This is a genomic window from Pseudomonas sp. LB3P14 (assembly GCF_054898045.1).
This window is the reverse complement of the sequence record NZ_CM142714.1, coordinates 2,188,088-2,210,706: the sequence shown is the minus strand read 5'-3', so window position 1 is coordinate 2,210,706 and position 22,619 is coordinate 2,188,088. Positions and strand designations below refer to the sequence as shown.

Below are 22,619 nucleotides of genomic sequence, written 5' to 3'. Positions count from 1 at the left end.
ACATCAACGAAAACGCCGCGCATGGGCGTGGCGTTTTAAGGTCAGGCATTCAGCTTATCGGGCAGCATCCACCAGCGTGGATTCATCAATCTGACTAATCGAGGTCACCCCGGTCAAGGTCATGGCGACGCGCATTTCCTTGGCGAAGATATCCAGCATGTTCTCCACCCCGCGTTGACCATCGGCGGCCAGTGCATAGGCCATGGAACGCCCCAGCAATACGCCTTTTGCGCCCAGCGCCAACATCCGTACGACATCAAGCCCCGAGCGGATTCCCGAGTCGACCAGCACCGTCAGATCATCACCGATGGCTTGCATGATGGGCGGTAATGCCTTCGTTGTGGAGAGCACACCGTCCAACTGTCTGCCACCGTGGTTCGATACGACAATGCCATCCGCGCCAAAGCTGACCGCATCCCTGGCGTCCTGAGGATCGAGAATGCCTTTGATGATCATCGGGCCTTTCCAGAAATCACGAATCCACTCCAGATCACTCCAACTGATCGAAGGGTCGAAGTTGTTGGCCAACCAGCCCATGTAGTCTTCGAGGGTTACGGCTTTGCCAAGGTACTTCGAGATATTGCCCAAGTCGTGTGGGCGCCCCATGACGCCGACGTTGAATGCCCAGTCGGGTTTGGTCATGGCCTGAAGCATTCGCCGCGATGCCGCAAAAGGACCTGACATGCCCGAGTGTGCGTCCCTGTATCGGGCGCCGGGCGTGGGCATGTCCACGGTAAACACGAGGTTTTGCACCCCGGCGGCCTTCGCACGTTCCAGTGCATTTTTCATGAAGCCTCTGTCTTTCAACACGTACAGTTGAAACCAGATGGGTTGTCGGGTTTGAGCCGAGACTTCTTCGATCGAACACACCGATACCGTTGATAGGCAGAGCGGGATGCCTTTATTTTCCGCCGCTTTTACAGCCTGCACTTCACCACGACGGGCAAACATGCCCGTCAGTCCTACCGGGGCCAATATGATGGGCATTGAAAGTCGTTGGTCGAAGAGGGTGGTTTCAAGGCTCAAGGTTTCGACGTTTTTCAGAATGCGCTGACGAAGGCTGATGCCCGTCAGATCAGCGCTATTGGCCCTCAGGGTATGCTCTGCATAAGCCCCGCCATCAATGTAATCAAACAAAAAACGCGGAAGTTTTCGGCGTGCTGCCTCGCGATAGTCAGATGCGGATGAAATGATCATGATGCCTCGGTCTGGTGAGTGGCGGGGCGGTGGTTGCGTCGAGCGTCGGGTCAGGTTAACGAAAACCCCGCGCATTGCGGTAATGCTGTTCACTCAGCGCTCACCGACTGATCGTTCCCATGCTCTGCGTGGGAATGCCGCCGGGGACGCTCCGCGTTCCGCTGTCGACGCAAGGCTTGAGTCCTGCGCACTGGTGACGCGGAGCGTCACGGGATGCATTCCCACGCGGAGCGTGGGAACGATGAGTAAAACGCCCCGTGCTGTCAGTTTTTATCCAGGTCCACGTTCTTGGTCTCACGCAAACAGATCATCCCGACGACCAGGCTTACCCCGGTAATCACCACCGGGTACCACAGCCCGTAGAAGATGTCCCCGGTGTACACCACCAATGCAAACGACACGGTTGGCAGGAAACCGCCGAACCAGCCATTACCAATGTGGTACGGCAGGGACATCGAGGTGTAGCGGATGCGGGTCGGGAACAGTTCGACCATCAGCGCCGCCAGCGGGCCGTAGCACATGGCGGAGATGATGATCAGCGCGACGATCAGCGCCACGATCATCGGTTTGTTGATCTGCTGGGTGTCGGCTTGTGATGGATACCCAGCCAGGGTAACGGCGCCACGCAGAGCCGCTTCATCGTAACCCTCGAGTTTCACTTCACCGACGCTCACCTGCACGCTGCTGCCGGCCGGTGCGGCTTCGCTGTTGTAAGGAAGGCCCTGTTTCACCAGGAAGGTTTTGACCTTGTCGCAAGGGCTATCAAATTTCGCCTTGCCCACCGGGTCGAACTGGAAGGTGCAGGTGGCCGGGTCAGCCAGTACGGTGATCGGTGCCTGACGGCTGGCCTGGTCGATGGCCGGGTTGGCGTAGTGGGCCAGGGTCTTGAAGATCGGGAAGTACAGCGATGTGGCCAGCAGCAGGCCGATCATCAGCACTGGTTTGCGTCCGACTTTATCCGACAGCCAGCCGAAGAAAATAAAGAACGGCGCGCCGATGATCACGCTGACGATCAGCAGGCTGTTGGCCAGCGCCGGGTCCATTTTCAGGAACTGGGTGAGGAAGAACAGTACGTAGAACTGCGCCGCGTAGAAAGTCACGGCTTGCCCGGCGTTGATGCTGAACAGGGCGATCAGTACGACTTTGAGGTTTTCCCATTTGCCGAATGAGTCGCGCAGCGGCGACTTGCAGAGCTTGCCTTCCTCTTTCATTTTCACGAACGCAGGCGACTCGTGCAGGCTCATGCGAATCCAGGTCGAGATGCCCAGCAGAATGATCGAAAACAGAAACGGAATCCGCCAGCCCCAGACTTCGAATTGGTCACCGGTGAAGTAGCGGCAACCGAGCACCACCAGCAGCGACAGCAGCAAGCCTAGGGTCGCGGTGGACTGAATCCAGCTGGTGTGGAAACCGCGTTTACCCATCGGCGCATGTTCGGCCACGTAAGTGGCAGCGCCGCCGTATTCACCGCCCAGGGCCAGGCCCTGAAGCATGCGCAGCACCACAAGAATGATCGGCGCGGCGATGCCGATGCTCGCGTAGGTCGGTAGCAACCCGACGCAGAAAGTCGCCAGACCCATGAGGATGATGGTCGCAAGGAAGGTGTATTTACGCCCGATCATGTCCCCCAGCCGTCCGAACACCAGCGCGCCGAACGGCCGCACGATGAAGCCGGCGGCGAACGCCATGAGCGCAAAGATGAACGCCGTGGTGTCGTTGACCCCGGCGAAAAACTGTTTGCTGATCACCGCCGCGAGTGCGCCGTAGAGGAAAAAGTCGTACCACTCGAAGACTGTCCCAAGCGACGACGCGAAGATAACTTTCTGGGTCTCGCGGCTGGTGCCCGCGCTGCGTACGGCTTCCAGAGGCTGAACATGTTCTGACATATCGGTATCCCTCACAGTGATTGTTTTTTTTGTTCCACTGTCGGCGCCGGCCTTATGGGCTGGCGTCGCTATTCCTTTGTTCAAGAGACTGCGGTCAGTGCTTTTTCGTCGGGTGCAAAACTCCTTGTGGGTGTGTCCAGGATCAGTTGCGCGGCTTTCTCGGCAATCATCAGCGTAGGCGAACACGTGTTGCCCGAGGTGATGCGCGGCATGATCGAGGCGTCGGCGATGCGCAGGCCGGGGATGCCATGGACGCGTAGCTCGGCGTCGACTACCGCGTCCGCGTCGTTGCCCATGCGGCAGGTGCCGACGGGATGGAAAATCGTTGTGCCGATGCGGGCGGCGGCTTCGTGCAATTCTTCGTCGCTCTGCAAGCTGTCTCCGGGCAAGTACTCGATCGGTTTGAACGCTTGCAGGGCCGGGGCGGCGACGATGCGGCGGGTCAGGCGAATGGCATCGGCTGCCACCCGCAAGTCTTCCGGGTGGCTCAGATAATTGGGCTGAATCAGCGGCGCTTCCTGCGGATCGGTGGAGCGAATCTCGATGCGACCACGGCTTTGCGGGCGCAGATCGCACACCGACGCCGTGAAGGCCGGGAAGGCATGCAATGGCTCGCCGAAACGCTCCAGCGACAGTGGCTGAACGTGGTACTCGAGATTCGCCGACGTCTGCTCCGGTCCTGATCGAGCGAAGGCGCCGAGTTGACTCGGCGCCATGGACAACGGGCCGCTGCGGTCATACAGGTAACGCAGGCCCATGCCCATCTTGCCCCACAGACTGCCGGCAATTTGGTTCAGCGTGCGGGCGTTCTCCAGTTTGTAGATCAGGCGCAGTTGCAAGTGATCCTGCAGATTGCTACCCACGCCTGGCAGCTCATGGGCAACGCCGATCCCCAGTCGTTGCAGCAGCGGGCGAGGGCCGATCCCGGAACGTTGCAGGATGCTCGGTGAACCGACGGAGCCGGCGCACAGCACGATCTCTTTACGCGCCTTGAAGGTTTTTGCCTGACCCTGCCAACGCGCGCTGACCGCAGACGCACGGCCGTTTTCCAGCAGCACGCGATCCACTTCGACGTCGGTCAGCACGGTGAGATTGGCGCGGTTGCGGATCGGTTTGAGAAACGCCTTGGCCGCGTTCCAGCGAATACCGGCTTTCTGATTGACCTGAAAGTAGCCGCAACCTTCATTGTCGCCCTGGTTGAAGTCATCGATGCTGGCGATGCCGCTTTGTTCGGCGGCTCTTTGGAAGGCATCCAGAATCGGCCACGACAGCCGCTGGCGTTCGATCCGCCATTCCCCGGCGGCACCGTGAAATTCCGAGTCGCCGGCAAAGTGGTTTTCGCTTTTTTTGAACAACGGCAGCACGTCGCTCCAGCTCCAGCCGGGATTGCCTTGGGCGGCCCAGCCATCGTAGTCACCCGCTTGGCCGCGCATGTAGATCATGCCGTTGATCGATGAACAGCCGCCGAGCACCTTGCCACGCGGATAACTCAGGGCCCGACCTTGAAGGCCGGGTTGTGCTTCGGTCTTGAAGCACCAGTCGGTGCGCGGGTTGCCGATGCAGAACAGGTAACCCACGGGAATGTGAATCCATGCATAGTTATCGCGGCCGCCGGCTTCCAGCAGCAACACGCGATGTTGCGGGTTGGCCGACAACCGATTGGCCAGCAAACAACCGGCCGGCCCGGCCCCGACCACGATGTAGTCGTATTCATCCAGAGAAGTCTGCATGCGTGACCTTATGGTGTTGTTCTTGTTGTCGGTCATCCTAGTTGTTAGCTTTCGTCAAAAGAATGTTAGTTTTTGCGCAGCCGCTGTGCGTTTTTAAACACCTCGCCTCAAGGACGACTCATGTTCGACTGGAATGACTTGCGGTTTTTTCTCGAGTTGCAGCGTAGCGGGCGTCTGCTGACCGCTGCCCGCCGTTTGAACACGACCCACGCCACCGTGGCCCGGCACATCGAGGCCATCGAAAAGAGCCTCGGCACCGCGCTGTTTGTCCAGCATGCCCAGGGTTATGAACTGACCCCGGCCGGCGAAGCGCTGCTCAAACACGCCGAAGCCATGGAAAACGTCGCGTTGCTCGCTCAGGAGGAAATCACCCAATCAACGGCGCCACTCGGCAAAATCCGTGTCGGGGTGACTGAGGGATTGGGCATCATGTTCCTCGCCAGTCGCATGAACGGTCTGTTCGAACGTTATCCGGGGCTGGAAGTGGAACTGGTGGCGGTGCCGCGCTTCGTCAGCATCCTCAACCGCGAAGCGGAAATCAGCATCCACCTAGAGCGCCCGGCCGCCGACATGCTGGTCACCCGCAAACTGACTGACTATCGCCTGGCGCTGTATGCCAGCCAGGACTACCTCGACCGTTCGCCGCCGCTGCGCAGCCGCGAAGACCTCGGTCGCCACGCCTGGATCGGCTACGTCGATGACTTGCTGTTCAGCCAGGAACTGATGTTCCTCAACAGCTTCTGCCGCAACCCGCAAGTGGTCTTTCACAGCACCAGCGTCATCGCCCAGCAACAGGCCGCGCGCTCAGGGTTGGGCATCGCCGTATTGCCGTGCTACATGGCCAGTGCCGACCCCGGCCTGGTGCCGTTGCTGCCGGATGAAAGCATCCAGCGCAGCTACTGGATCAGCACCCGCCGCGAGCTGCATAAATCCGTGCGGTTGCGAGTGTTGTGGGATTACGTGGTGGAGTTGTGTGAGCGCGAGCAGGGGTTGTTGTTGGGGTCGAACCCCGTTACGGGGTGATTTCGAATGCGGTACTGGCCAGGCGCTCACCATTCACCAGAATGTGCACGGCGTGCTGACCTGCGTAATGCCGGCGCGTGGTGAGTTCCTTGATGTGCTGACCCCGCGCAACGGTCTCGGTAGCCTTGCCGGGAAGCGTCAGCGCCTTGAGCTTGAACACCTTCGCCGACGTGCTGCCGTTGGCTTTGACGTAATCGATGGCGTAGTCGATCACCAGTCGCTGACTGTCCTCGACCCTGGATTTGACGCCAAAGGACAGGGTGATTTTTTCACCCAGGCGAATCACCGCCGGTTCCACCTTCACATCGATGATCTCGACCTCAGGCTTGCCGCCCGCGCCAATGATCGCCAACGCTCGCGGGTTGCCCTGTTTGATCAGGCTGCGCAGGGCATGTTTGGCGATCCACGCGGTGTGTTTGTTGTCTAGCGACCAACCTTCGATCAGGCCCAGCACCCACTCGGGATGGTCCTTGGTGATGTCGTTGAGGTGGTTGGCCACGGACTTGCGCACGTAGAGGCTGTCGTCGGCCTTTAGGTTGTCCAGGATCACGGCGGCCAGTGTCGGGTCGGCTTGCACGTGTACCAGTCGAAACGACCATGGCAGGCGCGGCCGGCTACCTTCGCTGGCCAGGCGCCGGACGTGTTCGTTTTCGTCCAGTGACCAATCGTGCATGACCGCCAGTGAGCGTTCGATGTCACTGCGAAGGAAATAGCGGATCGCAAACTCCGAAGAGCCGAACGCGGTGAAGTACTTGAGGGCGTCCATGGACAACTCGAATGCATGTCCGCCATACGTCGCGACGTAATGCGGCAATGAGAGGCTGACGAAGCCGCTGTTCAGGCGCGGAGCGAGGGCGCGCAGCACCTCAAGCGTCTCTTCATAACTCAACGGCAGTACCGCGTGCAGGCACTCGCTGACCCGGGCCATGCGCTGCATGATCGACAATTGCGCAAGCCCGTCGTTGGCCATTTTCAGGAAGGCTTTGGCGTTGAACTCGGGGTAGACCGCGGTCATCTCGGTGGCGATGTGTTGGAGGCGGTCGGCGTTGAAGATTTCTTTTAGGGCAGGGGAGCTTTGGTCAGCAGCCATTGTGGGTTCCTTATGATCGTTCCCACGCTCTGCGTGGGAATGCCGCCATGGACGCTCTGCGTCCGCTCTTGGGATGTGACGCAGAGCGTCACGGGATGCATTTCCACGCGGGAGCGTGGGAACGATCAGTTACGCCTTACCTGATTCTTCTTCCAACTGATCCGCTTCAAACAATCTCGCCAGTTCCGCCCGGGCTTCCTGCGCCGTCTGCAATACCTTCGCCGCATCGTCATAAACCGCATGCTGGGCTTCCAGCACCTGCTCGTCGTGATGCTTGAAGCGCTTGATCCGCGCATCGGCCTGGGCTTGGGTCAAACCCAGTCCGACCAGCGTGCGCCGGCTCATTTCCAGGCTCGAATAATAGGTTTCCCGAATGGCCTCGGCGCCAAGGTCCACCAGCCGATGCACATGCTGACGGTTACGGGCCCGGGCGATGATTTTGAGGTGCGGATAGAGTTTGTGCACCAACTCTGCGGTCTTGATGTTGGTGTCCGGGTCGTCGGTGGCGATGACAAAGTATTCCGCCTGCTCGACCTTGGCCGCACTGAGGATCTCCGGGCGCATCGGGTCGCCGTAGAACACCGGCACGCCGCCGAAGCTGCGTGACAGTTCGATGGTTTCCACCGAGGTATCGAGGGCGACGAACTTGATGTTTTGCGCGCGCAAAATCCGCGCAACGATCTGCCCCATACGGCCCATGCCAGCGATTACCACGCGCGGCGTGTCGGTATCGATCTCGCGGAATTTCTCCGGCACCACCACGGGTTGAACCTTGGGGCTTACCAATCGCGCGCACAACAGCAACAGCAGCGGCGTCACCGCCATGGACAACGTGATGGTCAGCACCAGCAAGTCGTACAGGTGCGGCTCGAACAGCCCCTGGTCGCGGCCAATCTTGAACACCACAAAGGCAAACTCACCACCGGCGGCCAGCACGATGCCGAGGCGAATTGCACTGACCTTGCCTAAACCACCGGCCAGTCGGCCGACAATAAACAGCAGCGGCAATTTGATTGCGATCAGCAACAGGGTCAGGCCCAGCACCGTGATCGGTGCGCTCAGTAGCAGACTCAGATTGGCGCCCATGCCGACACTGATGAAAAACAGCCCCAGCAGCAATCCCTTGAACGGCTCGATTTGCGCTTCCAGTTCGTGACGGTATTCGGAGTCCGCCAGCAGCAACCCGGCGAGGAACGCCCCCAACGCCATGGACACGCCGACCAGGTCCATCAACCACGCCGTGCCGATCACCACCAGCAACGCGGTGGCGGTGGAGACTTCCGGCAAACCGGTCTTGGCCACCACCCGGAACACCGGTCGCAGCAGATACCGCCCACCGATCACCACCACCGCGATGCTGCCCAACACGCGCAAACCGTGATTGAGATCTTCGGCAGTGCTGGTGGTGTGATCGCCGCCCGCCAGCAATGGCACCATCGCGATCAACGGGATGGCGGCGATGTCCTGGAACAACAGAATCGCGAATGCCAACCGCCCGTGAGGGCTGGTCAGTTCCTTGCGTTCGGCCAGGCTTTGCAGACCGAACGCGGTGGACGACAGCGCCAGGCCCAAGCCCAATACGATCGCGCTGTTCAGCGGTTGGCCGAACACGAACAGCGCCAGCACACCAATCACCGACCCCGTCAGCAGTACCTGCGCCAGACCTACGCCAAACACCGATTTGCGCATCACCCACAAACGTCGCGGCGACAGTTCAAGACCAATGATGAACAGCAGCAACACCACCCCGAGTTCGGAAATGTGGCTGACGCTTTGCGGATTGCCAATCAAGCCCAGCACTGATGGTCCGATGATCACCCCTGCAAACAGATAACCCAGCACCGCCCCCAGTTGCAGGCGCTTGGCCAGGGGAACGGTGAGCACCGCCGCGAACAGAAACACGACAGCGGCTTGCAACAGGTTGCCTTCATGGGGCATAGCGAAACTCCAGGGACTCGGTGCGGCGGGACGGTAAGGATAAAGGTTGGCGCTGGGTGCGTCAGCCACGAACGTTCAGCATGAGGTTACATTTTGCATCAATTGGTTGCATTCATAGGATAAGCTGATCAATCTGTCTGTTCCCGAGTGCGCACCATGGCCATCAACTTTGACCTTAACGACTTGCAAGCCTTTCGCGCCGTGGTCGAGCAGGGCAGCTTTCGCAAGGCTGCCGACACGGTGCGGATCTCCCAGCCAGCCCTGAGCCGGCGCATCGAAAAACTCGAAGACGCCCTCGGTGTGAGGTTGTTCGAGCGCACCACACGCAAGGTCAGCCTGACCCAGGCCGGACGCGGTTTTATGCCGAGTGTCGAGCGCCTGCTGGACGACCTGGACGTGGCGCTATTGGGCATCAGCGAAGTGGCCTCGACCCGCCTCGGTCATGTCACCGTGGCCTGCGTACCGTCGGCGGCTTACTACTTCATGCCGCGAGTGATCGCTCACTACCACCGGCAGTTTCCGCGGATCAAGGTCAAGGTGCTCGACTCCAGCGCCCACGAAGTGCTGAGTGCGGTGGTCAATGGCGAGGCGGATTTCGGCCTGAGCTTCATGGGCACCCTGGAGGCGGAGGTGGATTTCGAGCCGCTGGTGCAGGAGGGTTATGTGGTGGCCTGTCGGCGCGATCATCCGCTGGCCGGACGCAGTAGCGTGACGTGGGATGAGTTTTATCAGCAGGACTACATCTCGCTGGACAAGACCTCGGGCAATCGCTTTCTGCTGGACCAGGCGCTGACGGGCATCGTGCCGCAGCGGCCGAGCATCTGCGAAACCCGGCATGTGACGACGATGATTGGTCTGGTTGAAGCAGGGTTGGGCGTGGCGGCCGTGCCGTTGATGGCGATGCCGGCGGCGGATCATCCGATTCTGACGCGGGTGCCGCTGACCGATCCGCAGGTGATGCGCAGTGTCGGTTTGATCAAGCGCCGGGGGCGCACATTGACCCCGGCGGCGTTGGAACTGGAACGGCTGGTGGTGGAGATGAAAGTCCAGCAGCCTGCAGTCAGCGGCTGACCGAATCCAGACCGGTGGCTTTCACATCCGTCTGAGCGGCGGAGGAGGCCAGGTAATCCAGCAGTGCCTTGGCTTCGGCCGGGTGTTGCGCACCGACCGGAATGCCAGCGGCGAAACGCGTCACCGACTGCACCGACTCCGGAATCTTCGCCACGAAACTCACCCCCGGTACCGGCAACAGTTCGCTGACCTGCTGGAAGCCCAGTTGATAGTCGCCGGTGGCAACCACCGAGCCCACCGGGATTTTCGGGATCATCGTCGACTTGGGTTTGAGCTGGTCTTCGATGCCCAGGCGCTTGAACAGCTGATCTTCGATGTACACGCCGCTGGCGCTGTCGGAATAGGCCACGGACTTCGCGTCGAGCAAAGTCTTTTTCAGGTCGTCGACAGAGCTGATGTCCGGCTTCGGCGCGCCTTCGCGCACCACCAGGCCGATCCGCGAGTCCGCCAGTTCGACCCGTGAGGCGGGGTCGACTTTGCCTTGCTTGATCAGGTCATCGAGGGCGTAGCCGACCATGATCACCACGTCGGCTTTTTCACCGCGAGCCAGGCGGTTGGGGATCGCTTCCGGCGCCTTGCCCATCGAGGGGCCGAGGGCGGTGTCCAGTGTGTTGCCGGTGGAGGCGGCGAATTTCGGGCCGAGGACTTTGTAGGCAGCGGTGAAACCGCCGGAGGTCATCACGCGGATCTCTTCGGCCTGGGCGACGCTGCTCAGACCGAGGCTGGCCAGCAAAGTCAGGGCAGCAAAATTGAATAGCTTCTGCATGTTCATGTGCTCTCAAAGGGTTCAGGACATCGCCGGTTGCAGGCGACCGGTTGAACGGCGATAGAGATACAGCGTCGCGCACAACGCACAGAGCGCCGCAAAACTCATCCAGTAACCGGGCGCAGCCTTGTCGCCGGTGTACTGGATCAGGAAGGTCGACATCGCCGGGGTGAAGCCACCGAACACCGCCGTGGCCAGGCTGTAGGCCAGCGAGAACCCGGCGACCCGCACTTCGACCGGCATGATTTCCGTCAGCGCGGCAATCATCGCGCCGTTGTACAAACCATAAATGAACGACAACCACAGCAGCACCCACAGCATGTTGATGAAGCTTGGCGCCTGCACCAGATACGTCAGCGCCGGATACGCCGTGGCCAATGTCAGCAGGGCCATGGCGATCAGCACCGGACGACGGCCGATACGGTCCGACAGTGCACCGCCAATCGGCAGCCAGAAGAAGTTTGAAACGCCCACCAGCAAAGTCACCAGCAGCGCATCAGAGGTGCTCAGGTGCAGCACGGTTTTGCCGAAGGTCGGTGCGTACACGGTGATCAGGTAGAAGGCAGTGGTGGTCAGGGCGACCATCATCATTCCGGCGAACACGATCACCCAGTTCTGCGCCAGGGTGCGGAACACATCGCCCATGCTCGGGCGGTGTTTGCGGGCGATGAACTCGTCGGTTTCCTCAAGGTTGCGGCGCAGGAAGAAAATGAACGGCACGATCATGCAGCCGACGAAAAACGGAATCCGCCAGCCCCAGTCAGCAATCATTGCCGGTGCCATCCATTGGTTCAGGCCATAGCCCAAGGCAGCGGCGACAATGATCGCCACTTGTTGGCTGGCGGACTGCCAACTGGTGAAAAAGCCTTTGTTGCCGGGCGTGGCGATCTCCGAGAGATACACCGAGACGCCGCCCATTTCCGCGCCGGCCGAGAAGCCTTGCAGCAAGCGACCGATCAGGACGATGGCCGGGGCGAACAGCCCGATGGTTTCGTAGCCGGGCACCAGCACAATCAAAATCGTGCCGCTGGCCATGATAGACAGGGTCACGATCAACCCTTTGCGCCGGCCCACATCATCGATGTAAGCACCCAACACCACCGCGCCCAACGGACGCATCAGGAAGCCTGCGCCGAATACCGCGAAGGTCATCATCAGTGAGGCGAATTCGCTGCTGGCCGGGAAGAATACGGCAGCGATCTGTGTGGCGTAAAAGCCGAAAAGGAAGAAGTCGAATTGTTCGAGGAAGTTGCCCGAGGTGACCCGGAAAATCGCACTGGCCCGGGAGCGACCGGAAGTCGCGGGCCGTTGGGTTGATGCTGTCATTGACGTGTACTCCACCGCTTTTATGACGTGCACCGCCTGGACGCGGCGCACGGTTCTTATTGGGGCGGATAGTGGAGCAGGGTGATCGATATGATAAGTGCATTGTTGGCATGCATTAATGCGTGAAACGGATCAATGCATTCGCGGGCTGCGCAGTTAAAGACTGGCCTCGATATGAGCAAACGCCCGGGCCACATACTCTTCTTTCTCGGCAACCGGCGCGAAATAGTGCAACACCTCCCGCGCCGTTTCAGTGCCCTTGAGCCGTGCCAGCAACCACGCCGAAAGGTACTGCGCCGACAAACAGCCGCCCGCCGTGGCGACATTGCCATTGGCGTAGAACGCCTGATTAACGATGTTGACCCCCGCCGCCTGCACCCACGGTTTGCTGGTGGTGTCGGTGCAGGCGGGTGCCTGGCCGAGCAAGCCGAGTTTGGCCAGCAGGAAGGTGCCGGAACATTGGGCCGCCAGCAGTTGCCGCGCTGGATCCAGACGCAACTGCGCCATGATCGCCGGATCGCTGGCCACTTCGCGCGTCTTCCTGCCGCTGCCTACCAGCACTGCATCCGCCTGACAGGCCTCAACCAGGTCGACGTGGGCATCGATGGTCAAACCGTTCATGGACGTGACTCGCGGCGTTGGCGAAGCAATGCTCACGCGCCACTCCTTGTCGCCTTGCAGTGAAACCCGGCTGAGCATGCCGAAGGCGATCAGGGAGTCCAGTTCGTTGAAACCGTCAAAGGTCAGAATGGCGATGTGCATGGCGAATCCCGATTGTTTTTTCACAGGCTACGCCGACGCTGCGCCAAGTTCCCGGTACAGTTCGGCACGGAATCATCGCAACAGTAATGAATGATTTAGCCCGAGCGCAGTCGGAGTTCGGGTACCCCGACATCACTGGAGGATCACCCCATGAACAGCAAAACCCTCATCGCCGCCCTGGCCCTGGCCGCAGGCGTTGCCGGTATCAGCCCGATCGTTCAAGCGGATGACCCACCGCAAAAAACCGTCCAGCCCGGGGTTAACAACGCCCGCCAACTGGTGGTCGGCGACCGCGCCCCGGACGTTTATCAACGCAGCGAAAAAGCCCTGGTCAACTGGAAGCAGAAAGGCCTGAAAGCGCCGAAGGGGCAGGCGCAGTGGGTGCAGATCAACGACAAGTACATGATGGTGATGATCACCAACGGAATGATTGTGGATATCACGCCGGTGGAGCGTTAGGCCGCCTGCAACAATTGGCCGTGGAAGGCTGATTGAAATTGCACACCGTTCAGGTAAAGCTCGGCGGCGATTTTGTTGACTGGATGTCAGGAGCGACTCGTTGGAAAAGAAACCCCTTTACCGCAAGGTCAATACCCGCACTTGGGGTGTCTGGCGTAATGAAATCACGGGACATTACCGGCATCAGCGCAATACCAAGACTGAAATCCAAAACGATGCGCCGCGGGGTTCAATGCATGGAACTCGTCGGCACGGGTTCGATTACACGCCGTTGTTCCGGTTTCTGCTGTCCCGCGTCGGTGGGCAATGGGATAAGGTTTTCAGTGAAGCAGTGGCTCGCCTCGATCGGCCTGAACCGGTGTTCTGGATGGTTGCCCTGCATGAAAACGAAAGGCAGGAGCGGGTGTGTCTGGGGGAGTCGAGCTATTTCAGTGGCTTGTATGTCGATGATCAAGGGCTTTTGCGGATCGTCAATCCTGAGCTGACAGCCGAGCGCATGACGCCTTACTGCCATTGCTGCACTCACACCTTTAACGGCATTCCTTTCGGCCGGCGCAAGGACTGAACGGGTCAATCGACCCGGCTGTGGCTCATTGTTTGTTCGCCCAACCGATACTGATTATTCCCACTGCGCTTCGCCTCATACATCGCCAGGTCCGCAATGTGAATCAGCCGGTCCATGCTCGGCGCATGGTCCGGGAACACCGCGACCCCCAGGCTGGTGCCGATGTGTCGTTGATCATTACCGATGGTCACCGGTGGAGACAGTTCGACGAAGATTTTCTGGCAGATGTTGCGGGCTTCGTCTTGCAGGCTGTTGCCCTGGGACAAGCCTTGAAGGATGACCACAAATTCGTCGCCACCGATCCGGGCGACAGTATCGGTTGAACGCAGGATTCGCTTCAGTCGGGTGGCGGTGGTGATCAATACCCGGTCGCCAGCCGCATGGCCGTAAACATCGTTGATCGCCTTGAAACCATTGAGGTCGACAAACACCAGCGCAACTCGCGTGGCGCTGATGCGGGCCTGTTCCAGCGCTTCGGACAGGCGCTCTTCGAGCACCAGTCGATTGGGCAGACCGGTCAGCGGGTCGAAGTGCGCCAAGTGTTGCAGGTAGCTGGCGGAGGCTTTTTCCTCAGTGATATCGCGTACCACGCCCATCATCTTGATCGTTGCATCGTGGTCGTTCTTGACCACATTGCCGGTTTCCCGAAGCCAGCGGATCGTGCCGTCGGGCCAGACGACCCGGTATTCCTCGTCATGGTTGTCGCCGGTTTCCAGGCAGCGCAACTCCCCGGCCCGGACCTTGGCCCGGTCGTCCGGGTGAACACATGAGCAAAATAGCGCGTAGGAGGGCGTTACTTCGTCAATCTTGAAGCCGAACATGCCGTAGATCGCGTCCGACCAATAGAGCTTGTCGGTATCGACGTCCCAGTCCCAAGTACCGATGCGGGCGAAGTATTGGCTGCGTTTGAAGCGTTCGGCGTCGCCGTCCTGACGGATATTCTGTCCGTCAGTCAGGCTGGTGATCAGCACGCGATACTCGGCCAGCTGCTTTTGCAGCGAGCGCTCGCGACAGATCAACGCGACGATCAGGGCAAGCATCAATGAGCCGATGGTTGCGCTGGTCCAAACTACATTCATTCAGGAATTGCCGTCATTGCGTGTTGATCCGTACGGGTAGGTGTTGCTTATCTTAGTTCACGGTCACTGCGGGAAACAGGTTTAAACCCTTCGCCAAGCGATCGGAATGGTTGCCAATCGACTGCAAATCTGGGAAAACGGCGCCCATTAAGCCTTTCGGGCAAACGAACACACGAGTGCATGCAATGAATGACGAGCTTCAGGTAATCGACCTTCAATCGGGCGACGGCAAGGCCGCCGTCAAAGGTGCGCTGATCACCACGCAGTACCGTGGCTGGCTGGAAGATGGCACCGAGTTCGATTCTTCCTACAGCCGTGGCAAGCCTTTTCAGTGCGTGATCGGTACTGGAAGGGTGATCAAGGGTTGGGACCAGGGGATTATGGGCATGCAGGTCGGTGGCAAGCGCAAGCTGTGGGTGCCTGCGCATTTGGCTTATGGCGAACGGACGATGGGGGCGATCACACCGAATTCGAACCTGATCTTTGAGATTGAATTGCTGGAAGTGCTGACGCGTGATGATTGATTTGTTGGGTGTGGGCTGAAATGGCGAACCCCGCCATCTCTGTTAGAAGAAATGGTGGGGTTTTTATGTGTTGGGAGGGTGATTTCTGGTTTTGATTTAGCGAGTCAGGTGAACATTTCAATATCGTCGAGCGTGTCAGCAACTGTGGCTTCAAGTGCAGGGAATTTTCCTTTTACGGAATCAAGGGCGGGCATCACGGCTTGCATTTCAAGCTCACCGAATCTGCGGGCTACATGGCCGAGTGCGGTGATTGCTGCCGCAGCCACCGACTGAGTACCACTCTCGAGATGTTTCAGGCAAATGGTCTGAGCCCAGGCACTGTCTTGCTCATTTAATCCGATGGAAATCAGCGCGGTGACAATGTTCTTTTCTAAGCCGCTATCAAAGAGACTGATTGCTTCGTCATGGCTAATCGACGGATCGTGGTAGATAAGACTCACTGTTTAGCTCCCAGGATGTTTCCCTTGGTGTCGGCTTTTTTTGCCTTGATCAATACATTTTTCATATCTTGATGGAGTTTATTCCATGCTCTGACATGTCCGTGGTAGTCGTCCCCTCCCGTATGATCAAAGACGACAAACTCGTTGGTTTTGGGATCAATACCAATCCTGCGTTCCGATGTAGGTTTTACCTGTACCGAATTATCCAAAGCTTCCTGGCCATTCTCGGGACCCTTACTTTTAACTGGTGTATCCGTCTTTCCATGGTACCTGGCAGCATCGAATCGCAGGGAAAAGACAATGTAAAGAGGCTTGATGCCGGAATCAGCCGGAAAAACAAGGATGAAGTCCTTGTACTCAGGCGGGTAGATCGGGTTCACAATGATGCTGTCAGCCGCTGGTGTAGGCGGATAAATCCAGATTTGCGGAGCTTGTGGAGCTCCTTCTAGCGGCGGTATTCCCGAAGCGCTCGACGGATCTACGGCTGGTGTCCATATCAGCGTTACCCCGTTACCAAAGTCAGCCACTTGCTCAGTGCCTTGAACTACGAACTGCACTACAGGAATCATTTCCCAGTCGCTGCGCTTCTGGGTGTTGTATCCGTATCCCTTCAAGGTGCCATCGGCCTGTTGTTCGACATGCAGTCGGACACGTGTACGGCCTTCCTTGATCGACTTGAGCTGTTCTTCGGTGTACAGGGAACTGTCCCCCAGATTCGACGGCCAGAGTAGTGCAACCATTCCCGCCAATGCGCCTGCAGCAACACCTCCCGTTACTACGCCTGCACCACCAACAGCACTTGTGCCAGTGCCAGCAGCACCAACCCCACCCAAGAGAAGCGTTCCCAACGCAGCAGGTAACGCGTTACCACTGATTTTTTTGAGAGGGATATTTCCCGCAGCATCCCTTTCGCGACCACCCAGCAGGGAGAATTTTCCGTAATCAGCCAGTTTCTCGATAGGGACAAACCCGGCTGGGTTGTCGTGATTGATTACGCCGTCGGGGAGGTTGCAGCTTTTGGCGAACACGCAACCCCTGGAGCCGGGAGGGTCCTGTTGTTGAGGTTGTCTGACGAAACGGTCTTCATATGCCTGTTGTCGGGCCAACATGTCGTCATATGTTTTTTGTCTGGCGTCCCGCTCTGCCAGTTCGGTGGCGTTCATGTAGCGGCTGGTGACGTGGTGCCCGTCGCCTGACGGTGGGTTTTGAATCCTAGGTATGCCTGTTTTGCGAGCCATGAGCGTCCTTGTTTCATCTTTTGAAAACGAGGCGGACGCTATATCAAAGGGCATTTGATAGATGTAGGACGGTTCTGAAACTCTTTGAGTTACTGGAAGTGCGGACGCGCGATGATTAACCGCTAGGGCCGAAACGTGTCCCGGTAGGCATAAAGGCCTGGTGTTCCACCGGTCATCACGAACAGCACGTTGTCCCCGGAGCGGTAGCGTCCTTGCCTGAGGTCGGCCAACAGTCCTGCGAACGCTTTGCCGGAGTACACCGGGTCGATCAACAGGCCTTCGGCGCGGGCCATCAGGCGCACCGCTTCCTGCATGGCTTGCGTCGGCAGACCGTAACCGTCGCCCAACTGACTGCCGTCAATGGCAATGTCTTCAGCCTGAACAATGGCGCTGCTGCCCAACAGCGCCAGTGTGTCCTGGGTCAATTGCCGGGTTCTGGCTGCTGACGTGTCTCGATCGGATAAAACCGAATAAGACTTGACGATCGAGGTGCCCCGGCCCAGCAACTGGAAGCCGGCCGCGAGCCCGGCGTGGGTACCGGCGCTGCCGTTGGGCACCATGACCTGATTGAAGGTGAGGCCCAGTTCCGTCTCTTGCTGCGCTATCTCCGCCGCGCAGCGCGCATAACCGAGACTGCCCAGGGGCGTTGACCCGCCCGTAGGAATTACCAGCACTTTGCGCCCTGAATCCCGAAGTTGCGTGGCCCGTGTCTCGGCCACGGCGAGTGAGTCGCTGCCCCCGGCAAGCACCTGTAGGTGTGCGCCGAACAGCTGGTCGAGCAGAACGTTGCCGTTGAGTTCGTAATCCACATCGGCTTTGGGTACCGAGCGGGTCAGGATCAGTTCGCAGGCAAGGCCCAGGCGGGCACATACCGCGGCAGTCAGGCGCGCATGGTTGGACTGAATACCGCCCACAGTAATCACGGTGTCGATCCCGGCCTGCTGCGCCGCGCCGATATGGAATTCGAGTTTGCGCAATTTGTTGCCGCCACCGCCAATCAGCATGTGATCGTCGCGCTTGAGAAACAGGCCGATTCCCTGCGACTTCAAGCCCAGCAGTTGTTCGAGACGTTCGGCGCGCTGAATGGGCGTGGGGCCTTGAAGAAGTTCTGCCCGCGCAAAAGAACTCAGTGACGTGTCCAGTAGGGTTTGCATCAATGGAGCCTCGTTGTTCGTTCTATTAAAGTGACTCTATGGAGAAAGTCCCTCGTAATAAACGCATCGCCGGTTATTACTCCTTTAACCTGATGTACTTAATAACGCTGTCAGTTTCCTCCCTTCACAAGGCATGGTCATGAGCAAACTCAGGCAAATGGAAGTTTTCGTCGCCGTGGTCGAGGCGGGCAGCTTCGCCGATGCGGCCAGTGAAGTCGGCATGTCGGCGGTCATGGTGGGTCGGCATATCCAGAGCCTGGAGAAAACCCTCAACACCACACTCATTCAACGCACCACCCGACGGCAATCCATTACCGGCGAGGGGCGATTGTTTTATGAAGAAGCCAAGCTGGCATTGGAGCAGGTGAAGTACGCGTTCAGCCGGGTGGAGGCGTCGAGCCCGGAGCCCAGCGGCCTGTTGCGAATCACCGCGCCGATGACCCTCGGCGTGTCATTGGTCGGTCCTCTGGTGTCCGAATTCATGCAGCGTTATCCGCACATCCAGGTCGAACTGATCCTGAGCAATGAAGTGGTGGACCTGTACGAGACGTCATTCGATCTGGCGTTCAGGATCTCCGAACTGATCGGCGTCAATCTGCTGGCTACGCCATTGCCACCGTATCGAATGGTGATCTGCGCATCGCCCCGGTATCTGGAGAAATGGCAGGAACCCCAGTCCCCTGAAGACTTGTACCGACACAGAATCCTCACCCACACGTCCTGGAACAACCGGTTTGCCTGGCCTTTGAAAAACGGCGCCAGCGAGGTTCCCTGGCCTGAAGGGGCAGTGTTGAAAAGCAATGACGGCCAAGTGCTGCTGCAGGCGGCCGTGGCCGGCGAAGGGATTTTGATGCAGCCCGATTTCCTGGTGTCGGCTGCCTTGGCCAAAGGCGAACTCGTGCGGATCCTGGACGCCTATGCACCGCCGCCCAAACCGGTGCAGATGGTTTATCCACGCTCGCGCAAATCACTGCCCAAGTTGAAAGCCTTTATCGAATTTGTCGCGGATCGGCTGGCGTGACCGATGTGGATGCGGATTTTTCAGGAGGGTTTCGATAGGCTACGTCGCATCGATAACCAATGCCTTTGCATGGGAGGGCGCGTGTCGCCAATCAACGAATATGCCGCTGCTGTTCAACTGCTGGACGAAGCTTACCGACGCTGGACCGGCCAAAGCTTGCCGGCCCCTGAGTCGCTGACCGGACCTGAGCGCTTGCACTGGTTACATGCGCACGCGCCATACAGCCTGCTGGCCCACGGCACTGAAACAGATCCTTGCTTCTTCTACGCCAATGAACAAACGCTGGCCTGTTTCAAATACGATCGCTCGCAGTTTATTGGCATGCCATCACGGTTCAGCGCCTCACCACTGGACCGAGCCATGCGTCAATCGTTGCTCGAGCAGGTCACGGCCAACGGGATTGCTCATGGCTACAGCGGTTATCGGGTGGATCGGGATGGCAATGCCTTCATGATTCACGAAGGCAAAGTCTGGACGCTGATCGATCAGCACGGCGAGCACCGGGGGCAGGCGGCGCTGTTCTGGCCGGATGCGGAGGGTGTTGGTCGGGTTGATTGATTTCGATGTTGATCGTTCCCACGCTCTGCGTGGGAATGCCTCACCGGACGCTCTGCGTCCGCTCTTGGGACGCGGAGCGTCCCTGGCTGCATTCCCACGCAGAGCGTGGGAACGATTAGATGACACGGTCTACGGCAAATCGCTAAAGAGCGGAATCCGCCCGTTCAGCGAAGACCGGTAATGCCAGGTCAGGCGATCCAAAGCAGGTTTCATCGCTAGAATTTCCTTCAACGTAGCGCTGGCAATGCTCAGGGCCAGAACTTGCCCTGGACATTGATGCCGCCCCGCACCGAAAGTGAAACTGCGACGCTCCGGCCGATTCAGCAGGAAAGCATCGGGATCATCGTTAAGCTGCGGATCACGATTAGCCGAAGCCAACAGCACCAGAATCACATCTCCAGTATTCAGGTTTACCCCGTCGATTTCACAAGGCGCAGCGACAAACCGCCGGGTGTTCTGCACCGACGGATCGAAGCGCTGAACTTCAGCGATCAAGTCTTCAACTCGGGTTGAATCATTCTGCAACGACGGGTTTCGAATCAACGCCAACAGCGCATTGCCGATCAGCCCGGCGGTGGCTTCATAGGTCTGGGAGAACAGGCCGATCAGGTTGGCGATCAACGTTTCTGAGTCCTCAGATATTGCCGCGAAGCGCTGGCGGATCCCGGCGAGCAGGGCGCTCTGATGGCTCGGGTCATCCAGCAGCTCAACGAAATAGCCGCTCAATTGTTCGGCGGCAGCCTGTGCAACGTCCAATTGCGCCTGATCGCTAAGGGGCGACAGGCACGCGACGAAGTCCCCCGTCAGCTCGCTGATAGCCCGGCCCTGAGCAGGGGAGAACCCGAGCAATGCAGCCACCACGCAAACCGGCCCCCGGAACATCGTTTTGTACAACCCATCGGCGCCCGGAGTAATCAGACGAGCGCCAACCAGCGAATTGACTTCATCGACATCAATCAACGCCAATCCTGGTTGAATCGCCGACCTCGGGCAACGCTGCCGTTCGCCCTCATTCATCCGCATCAACTGACCAAAGACCTTGCCGGCCATGCCGCCAATAATCGCCTTGGGCACCGGCTCCCGGGACGGCCGGACATGACAGTCTGGATGCGCCAGCACGGCCGCAACGGCTCGGGCGCTACTCGCCACCCACACGTTCAATCCTTCGTGAAAATCCAGCCCGCCCTTCGCGCGCAGTTGCGCGTAATAGGGATAAGGATCGGCATGAGTCGCAGCGATGATCGGGTCCATGGGTCGCAGCCTTGTTCGTGGTTGGAAAAGTGTTGCTACTATCTCCAGTCCGAAAGGGCCTTGATTCGTCCGGGAGCGAAATATGAACGTAGAACAGCACGACATCGGCGTTTCTCACGTGGCCGCAGCCATCGCGGAACCGGCCCGGACGAAAATCCTCTGTTCGCTGATGGACGGCCACGCCCGCACCAGCACCGAGTTGGCGGCGATTGCCGAAGTCAGCGCCTCCACCGCCAGCGCGCACCTGGCCAAACTCAAGGAACTGGCGCTGGTGCGTTTGCTTGTTCAGGGCCGCCATCGCTATTACAGCCTGGCGGACAGGCGCGTCGCCCAGGCACTGGAAGCGTTGATGGTGATCGGCCAGAACGCCGCGCCGACCTTCAACCCGCGCACCCCGGATCGCCTGCAATTTGCCCGCACCTGCTACGACCACATGGCCGGCACGTTGGCGGTGCTGCTGCATGACCGGATGATTGAGGCAGGGTGGTTGCTGGAAACCGATGAACAGGTTTATCAGCTGAGCGACAGCGGTGAGGCGCTGTTCGAAGCATTGGGTATTGAGGTCAAGGATCTGAACACGCTGCGCCGCCGCTTCGCCTGCCCATGCCTGGACTGGAGCATGCGCCGGCCGCATCTGGGCGGTTCGTTGGGGGCGGCGTTGTTGCAAGTGGCAATAAAGCGCAAATGGGTGACTCAGGACCTGGACAGCCGCGCGCTGGCGTTGACGGCGACGGGGCGCAAGGAACTCAGCAGCCGGTTCGCCGTTGAACTGCCGGTTCAGGTATCGACAGCACAACCCGCGTCCACCGAGACCAGGCGTCGCGCGATCGCCAGTTCTGCGCCTTAGCGACTGGCCGAGGCCATCAGCACGCCGAAACCGGCGAAGGTCACGCCCGAGACTTTCGCCGCCAGCCAGGAGCCCTTCGGACTCGACAACCAGCCTTTGGCGGCATTGGCGAGCAAGGCATAGCTGCCGTGCACCAGGATCACCAGTACGCCGTAGGAGGCGACCAGTTTGAAAAACTGAGTGGAGAAGTGCGCCGAGGTGTCGATGAATTGCGGGAACACCGCCAGAAAGAAAAACACCGCTTTGGGGTTTAAAAACTGGATCGAAGCCGCTTCAAGGAAGCGATAGCCCGGGCTTGAGGGGCGCATTTCAAGCAGCGTGCTGAAACGATCCGAGCGCCAGCTTTTGTAACCCAAGTACAGCAAATAGGCTGCCCCTGCGTATTTCAACGCGGTAAAGGCGTTGGCGGAAGTGCTGAGTATCAGGCCGACACTGGTGGCGCTAATGGAGGCGACAACAAACGCCCCCGACGCGATCCCCAGAATGCCCGGCACTGCGCCCGTCCAGCCGTGACGCACCGCGTTGGACAGGGTCAGGACCACGCCCGGCCCTGGACTCAAAATGGTCAGGGTGGCGAAAAGTAGAAAGAGTCCATAGCTGTTCATGTCTTGCTCCGTCAGGTGGCGCTGGCTGCGTGCTGGCAGATTGGCGTGATGGCGAGGGCGTGACAAACGCTTTAATTACAGGGCATATG

22 protein-coding genes are annotated in these 22,619 nt (G+C 59.1%); 8 read left to right on the top strand and 14 right to left on the bottom strand.

The window, feature by feature from the left end; translation table 11 throughout:
* Positions 1–54: 54 nt before the first annotated feature.
* From lldD to ACYZT5_RS10095, 3 genes are all read right to left on the bottom strand, one after another.
* On the bottom strand, positions 55–1,197 hold the full coding sequence (gene lldD / locus ACYZT5_RS10105; RefSeq protein WP_462050967.1) for an FMN-dependent L-lactate dehydrogenase LldD: 1,143 nt from the start codon (positions 1,195–1,197) through the stop codon (positions 55–57).
* A 263-nt stretch (positions 1,198–1,460) separates the two neighbouring features.
* A complete protein-coding gene (locus ACYZT5_RS10100) occupies positions 1,461–3,083 on the bottom strand; it encodes an MFS transporter (RefSeq protein WP_462050966.1) in 1,623 nt (540 codons plus the stop codon).
* Positions 3,084–3,163: 80 nt separating this feature from the next.
* Positions 3,164–4,813: a GMC family oxidoreductase gene (locus tag ACYZT5_RS10095; protein ID WP_462050965.1), complete on the bottom strand. Its 1,650-nt coding sequence runs from the start codon at positions 4,811–4,813 to the stop codon at positions 3,164–3,166.
* 120 nt (positions 4,814–4,933) lie between these two features.
* Between ACYZT5_RS10095 and ACYZT5_RS10090 the strand changes: the two genes are divergently transcribed.
* A complete protein-coding gene (locus tag ACYZT5_RS10090) occupies positions 4,934–5,836 on the top strand; it encodes a LysR family transcriptional regulator (RefSeq protein WP_462050964.1) in 903 nt (300 codons plus the stop codon).
* Here the strand turns inward: ACYZT5_RS10090 and ACYZT5_RS10085 are convergent.
* On the bottom strand, positions 5,826–6,926 hold the full coding sequence (locus ACYZT5_RS10085) for a DNA alkylation repair protein (RefSeq protein WP_462050963.1): 1,101 nt from the start codon (positions 6,924–6,926) through the stop codon (positions 5,826–5,828). The two genes, ACYZT5_RS10090 and ACYZT5_RS10085, sit on opposite strands and share 11 nt — an antisense overlap.
* Positions 6,927–7,055: 129 nt before the next feature.
* Positions 7,056–8,864: a monovalent cation:proton antiporter-2 (CPA2) family protein gene (locus ACYZT5_RS10080; RefSeq protein WP_462050962.1), complete on the bottom strand. Its 1,809-nt coding sequence runs from the start codon at positions 8,862–8,864 to the stop codon at positions 7,056–7,058.
* Between the two features lie 156 nt (positions 8,865–9,020).
* Here ACYZT5_RS10080 and ACYZT5_RS10075 point away from each other — a divergent pair, with 156 nt between their 5' ends.
* Positions 9,021–9,935 carry a LysR family transcriptional regulator gene (locus ACYZT5_RS10075; protein WP_462050961.1) on the top strand — a complete coding sequence of 305 codons (915 nt, stop codon included), beginning with the start codon at positions 9,021–9,023 and terminating at the stop codon, positions 9,933–9,935.
* Here ACYZT5_RS10075 and ACYZT5_RS10070 read toward each other — a convergent pair.
* The 3 genes from ACYZT5_RS10070 to ACYZT5_RS10060 all read right to left on the bottom strand — a co-directional run bounded on the left by ACYZT5_RS10070 (position 9,925) and on the right by ACYZT5_RS10060 (position 12,789).
* A complete protein-coding gene (locus tag ACYZT5_RS10070; RefSeq protein ID WP_462050960.1) occupies positions 9,925–10,701 on the bottom strand; it encodes a substrate-binding domain-containing protein in 777 nt (258 codons plus the stop codon). The genes ACYZT5_RS10075 and ACYZT5_RS10070 overlap by 11 nt on opposite strands.
* Before the next feature lie 21 nt (positions 10,702–10,722).
* A complete protein-coding gene (gene tcuC / locus ACYZT5_RS10065; protein ID WP_462050959.1) occupies positions 10,723–12,027 on the bottom strand; it encodes a tricarballylate/proton symporter TcuC in 1,305 nt (434 codons plus the stop codon).
* 156 nt (positions 12,028–12,183) lie between these two features.
* Positions 12,184–12,789, bottom strand: a complete 606-nt coding sequence (locus tag ACYZT5_RS10060) for a DJ-1/PfpI family protein (RefSeq protein ID WP_462050958.1) — start codon at positions 12,787–12,789, stop codon at positions 12,184–12,186.
* Positions 12,790–12,939: 150 nt separating this feature from the next.
* On the opposite strand from ACYZT5_RS10060, the gene ACYZT5_RS10055 reads away from it, so the two are divergent.
* Together ACYZT5_RS10055 and ACYZT5_RS10050 are read left to right on the top strand one after the other, a co-directional pair.
* Entirely contained in the window at positions 12,940–13,248 is a 309-nt protein-coding gene (locus ACYZT5_RS10055; protein ID WP_462050957.1) for an RcnB family protein, read from the top strand.
* Between the two features lie 100 nt (positions 13,249–13,348).
* Positions 13,349–13,813 carry a hypothetical protein gene (locus ACYZT5_RS10050; RefSeq protein ID WP_462050956.1) on the top strand — a complete coding sequence of 155 codons (465 nt, stop codon included), beginning with the start codon at positions 13,349–13,351 and terminating at the stop codon, positions 13,811–13,813.
* A 5-nt stretch (positions 13,814–13,818) separates the two neighbouring features.
* Here ACYZT5_RS10050 and ACYZT5_RS10045 read toward each other — a convergent pair whose 3' ends face one another.
* A complete protein-coding gene (locus tag ACYZT5_RS10045) occupies positions 13,819–14,892 on the bottom strand; it encodes a diguanylate cyclase domain-containing protein (protein ID WP_462050955.1) in 1,074 nt (357 codons plus the stop codon).
* A 185-nt stretch (positions 14,893–15,077) separates the two neighbouring features.
* Here ACYZT5_RS10045 and ACYZT5_RS10040 point away from each other — a divergent pair, with 185 nt between their 5' ends.
* Positions 15,078–15,416, top strand: coding sequence for an FKBP-type peptidyl-prolyl cis-trans isomerase (locus ACYZT5_RS10040; RefSeq protein WP_462050954.1), 339 nt, complete (start codon positions 15,078–15,080; stop codon positions 15,414–15,416).
* A 104-nt stretch (positions 15,417–15,520) separates the two neighbouring features.
* Here the strand turns inward: ACYZT5_RS10040 and ACYZT5_RS10035 are convergent, their stop codons facing one another.
* The 3 genes from ACYZT5_RS10035 to ACYZT5_RS10025 all read right to left on the bottom strand — a co-directional run bounded on the left by ACYZT5_RS10035 (position 15,521) and on the right by ACYZT5_RS10025 (position 18,248).
* Positions 15,521–15,856 carry a hypothetical protein gene (locus ACYZT5_RS10035; RefSeq protein ID WP_462050953.1) on the bottom strand — a complete coding sequence of 112 codons (336 nt, stop codon included), beginning with the start codon at positions 15,854–15,856 and terminating at the stop codon, positions 15,521–15,523.
* Positions 15,853–17,094: an S-type pyocin domain-containing protein gene (locus tag ACYZT5_RS10030; protein WP_462050952.1), complete on the bottom strand. Its 1,242-nt coding sequence runs from the start codon at positions 17,092–17,094 to the stop codon at positions 15,853–15,855. The genes ACYZT5_RS10035 and ACYZT5_RS10030 overlap by 4 nt, the downstream gene beginning before the upstream one ends.
* Positions 17,095–17,216: 122 nt before the next feature.
* Complete coding sequence (locus tag ACYZT5_RS10025) at positions 17,217–18,248, bottom strand: D-cysteine desulfhydrase family protein (RefSeq protein ID WP_462050951.1); 1,032 nt, start codon at positions 18,246–18,248, stop codon at positions 17,217–17,219.
* 139 nt (positions 18,249–18,387) lie between these two features.
* Here ACYZT5_RS10025 and ACYZT5_RS10020 point away from each other — a divergent pair, with 139 nt between their 5' ends.
* Both ACYZT5_RS10020 and ACYZT5_RS10015 read left to right on the top strand, forming a co-directional pair.
* Positions 18,388–19,269: a LysR family transcriptional regulator gene (locus tag ACYZT5_RS10020; RefSeq protein ID WP_462050950.1), complete on the top strand. Its 882-nt coding sequence runs from the start codon at positions 18,388–18,390 to the stop codon at positions 19,267–19,269.
* A gap of 81 nt (positions 19,270–19,350) precedes the next feature.
* Entirely contained in the window at positions 19,351–19,827 is a 477-nt protein-coding gene (locus tag ACYZT5_RS10015) for an MEKHLA domain-containing protein (protein WP_462050949.1), read from the top strand.
* Positions 19,828–19,956: 129 nt separating this feature from the next.
* Here the strand turns inward: ACYZT5_RS10015 and ACYZT5_RS10010 are convergent, their stop codons facing one another.
* A complete protein-coding gene (locus ACYZT5_RS10010) occupies positions 19,957–21,078 on the bottom strand; it encodes a cytochrome P450 (protein WP_462050948.1) in 1,122 nt (373 codons plus the stop codon).
* 82 nt (positions 21,079–21,160) lie between these two features.
* On the opposite strand from ACYZT5_RS10010, the gene ACYZT5_RS10005 reads away from it, so the two are divergent.
* Positions 21,161–21,925: an ArsR/SmtB family transcription factor gene (locus tag ACYZT5_RS10005; RefSeq protein WP_462050947.1), complete on the top strand. Its 765-nt coding sequence runs from the start codon at positions 21,161–21,163 to the stop codon at positions 21,923–21,925.
* Here the strand turns inward: ACYZT5_RS10005 and ACYZT5_RS10000 are convergent.
* The gene (locus ACYZT5_RS10000; protein ID WP_462050946.1) at positions 21,922–22,530 is read right to left on the bottom strand and encodes a LysE family translocator; all 609 of its coding nucleotides are present in this window, start codon (positions 22,528–22,530) and stop codon (positions 21,922–21,924) included. The two genes, ACYZT5_RS10005 and ACYZT5_RS10000, sit on opposite strands and share 4 nt — an antisense overlap.
* Positions 22,531–22,619: the final 89 nt, after the last annotated feature.

Excerpts from the sequence above, each read along its gene's own strand:
- lldD (WP_462050967.1), bottom strand. The coding sequence starts at position 1,197 with ATGATCATTTCATCCGCATCTGACTATCGCGAGGCAGCACGCCGAAAA.
- ACYZT5_RS10100 (WP_462050966.1), bottom strand. The coding sequence starts at position 3,083 with ATGTCAGAACATGTTCAGCCTCTGGAAGCCGTACGCAGCGCGGGCACC.
- ACYZT5_RS10095 (WP_462050965.1), bottom strand. The coding sequence starts at position 4,813 with ATGCAGACTTCTCTGGATGAATACGACTACATCGTGGTCGGGGCCGGG.
- ACYZT5_RS10090 (WP_462050964.1), top strand. The coding sequence starts at position 4,934 with ATGTTCGACTGGAATGACTTGCGGTTTTTTCTCGAGTTGCAGCGTAGC.
- ACYZT5_RS10085 (WP_462050963.1), bottom strand. The coding sequence starts at position 6,926 with ATGGCTGCTGACCAAAGCTCCCCTGCCCTAAAAGAAATCTTCAACGCC.
- ACYZT5_RS10080 (WP_462050962.1), bottom strand. The coding sequence starts at position 8,864 with ATGCCCCATGAAGGCAACCTGTTGCAAGCCGCTGTCGTGTTTCTGTTC.
- ACYZT5_RS10075 (WP_462050961.1), top strand. The coding sequence starts at position 9,021 with ATGGCCATCAACTTTGACCTTAACGACTTGCAAGCCTTTCGCGCCGTG.
- ACYZT5_RS10070 (WP_462050960.1), bottom strand. The coding sequence starts at position 10,701 with ATGCAGAAGCTATTCAATTTTGCTGCCCTGACTTTGCTGGCCAGCCTC.
- tcuC (WP_462050959.1), bottom strand. The coding sequence starts at position 12,027 with ATGACAGCATCAACCCAACGGCCCGCGACTTCCGGTCGCTCCCGGGCC.
- ACYZT5_RS10060 (WP_462050958.1), bottom strand. The coding sequence starts at position 12,789 with ATGCACATCGCCATTCTGACCTTTGACGGTTTCAACGAACTGGACTCC.
- ACYZT5_RS10055 (WP_462050957.1), top strand. The coding sequence starts at position 12,940 with ATGAACAGCAAAACCCTCATCGCCGCCCTGGCCCTGGCCGCAGGCGTT.
- ACYZT5_RS10045 (WP_462050955.1), bottom strand. The coding sequence starts at position 14,892 with ATGAATGTAGTTTGGACCAGCGCAACCATCGGCTCATTGATGCTTGCC.
- ACYZT5_RS10040 (WP_462050954.1), top strand. The coding sequence starts at position 15,078 with ATGAATGACGAGCTTCAGGTAATCGACCTTCAATCGGGCGACGGCAAG.
- ACYZT5_RS10030 (WP_462050952.1), bottom strand. The coding sequence starts at position 17,094 with ATGGCTCGCAAAACAGGCATACCTAGGATTCAAAACCCACCGTCAGGC.
- ACYZT5_RS10025 (WP_462050951.1), bottom strand. The coding sequence starts at position 18,248 with ATGCAAACCCTACTGGACACGTCACTGAGTTCTTTTGCGCGGGCAGAA.
- ACYZT5_RS10020 (WP_462050950.1), top strand. The coding sequence starts at position 18,388 with ATGAGCAAACTCAGGCAAATGGAAGTTTTCGTCGCCGTGGTCGAGGCG.
- ACYZT5_RS10010 (WP_462050948.1), bottom strand. The coding sequence starts at position 21,078 with ATGGACCCGATCATCGCTGCGACTCATGCCGATCCTTATCCCTATTAC.
- ACYZT5_RS10005 (WP_462050947.1), top strand. The coding sequence starts at position 21,161 with ATGAACGTAGAACAGCACGACATCGGCGTTTCTCACGTGGCCGCAGCC.
- ACYZT5_RS10000 (WP_462050946.1), bottom strand. The coding sequence starts at position 22,530 with ATGAACAGCTATGGACTCTTTCTACTTTTCGCCACCCTGACCATTTTG.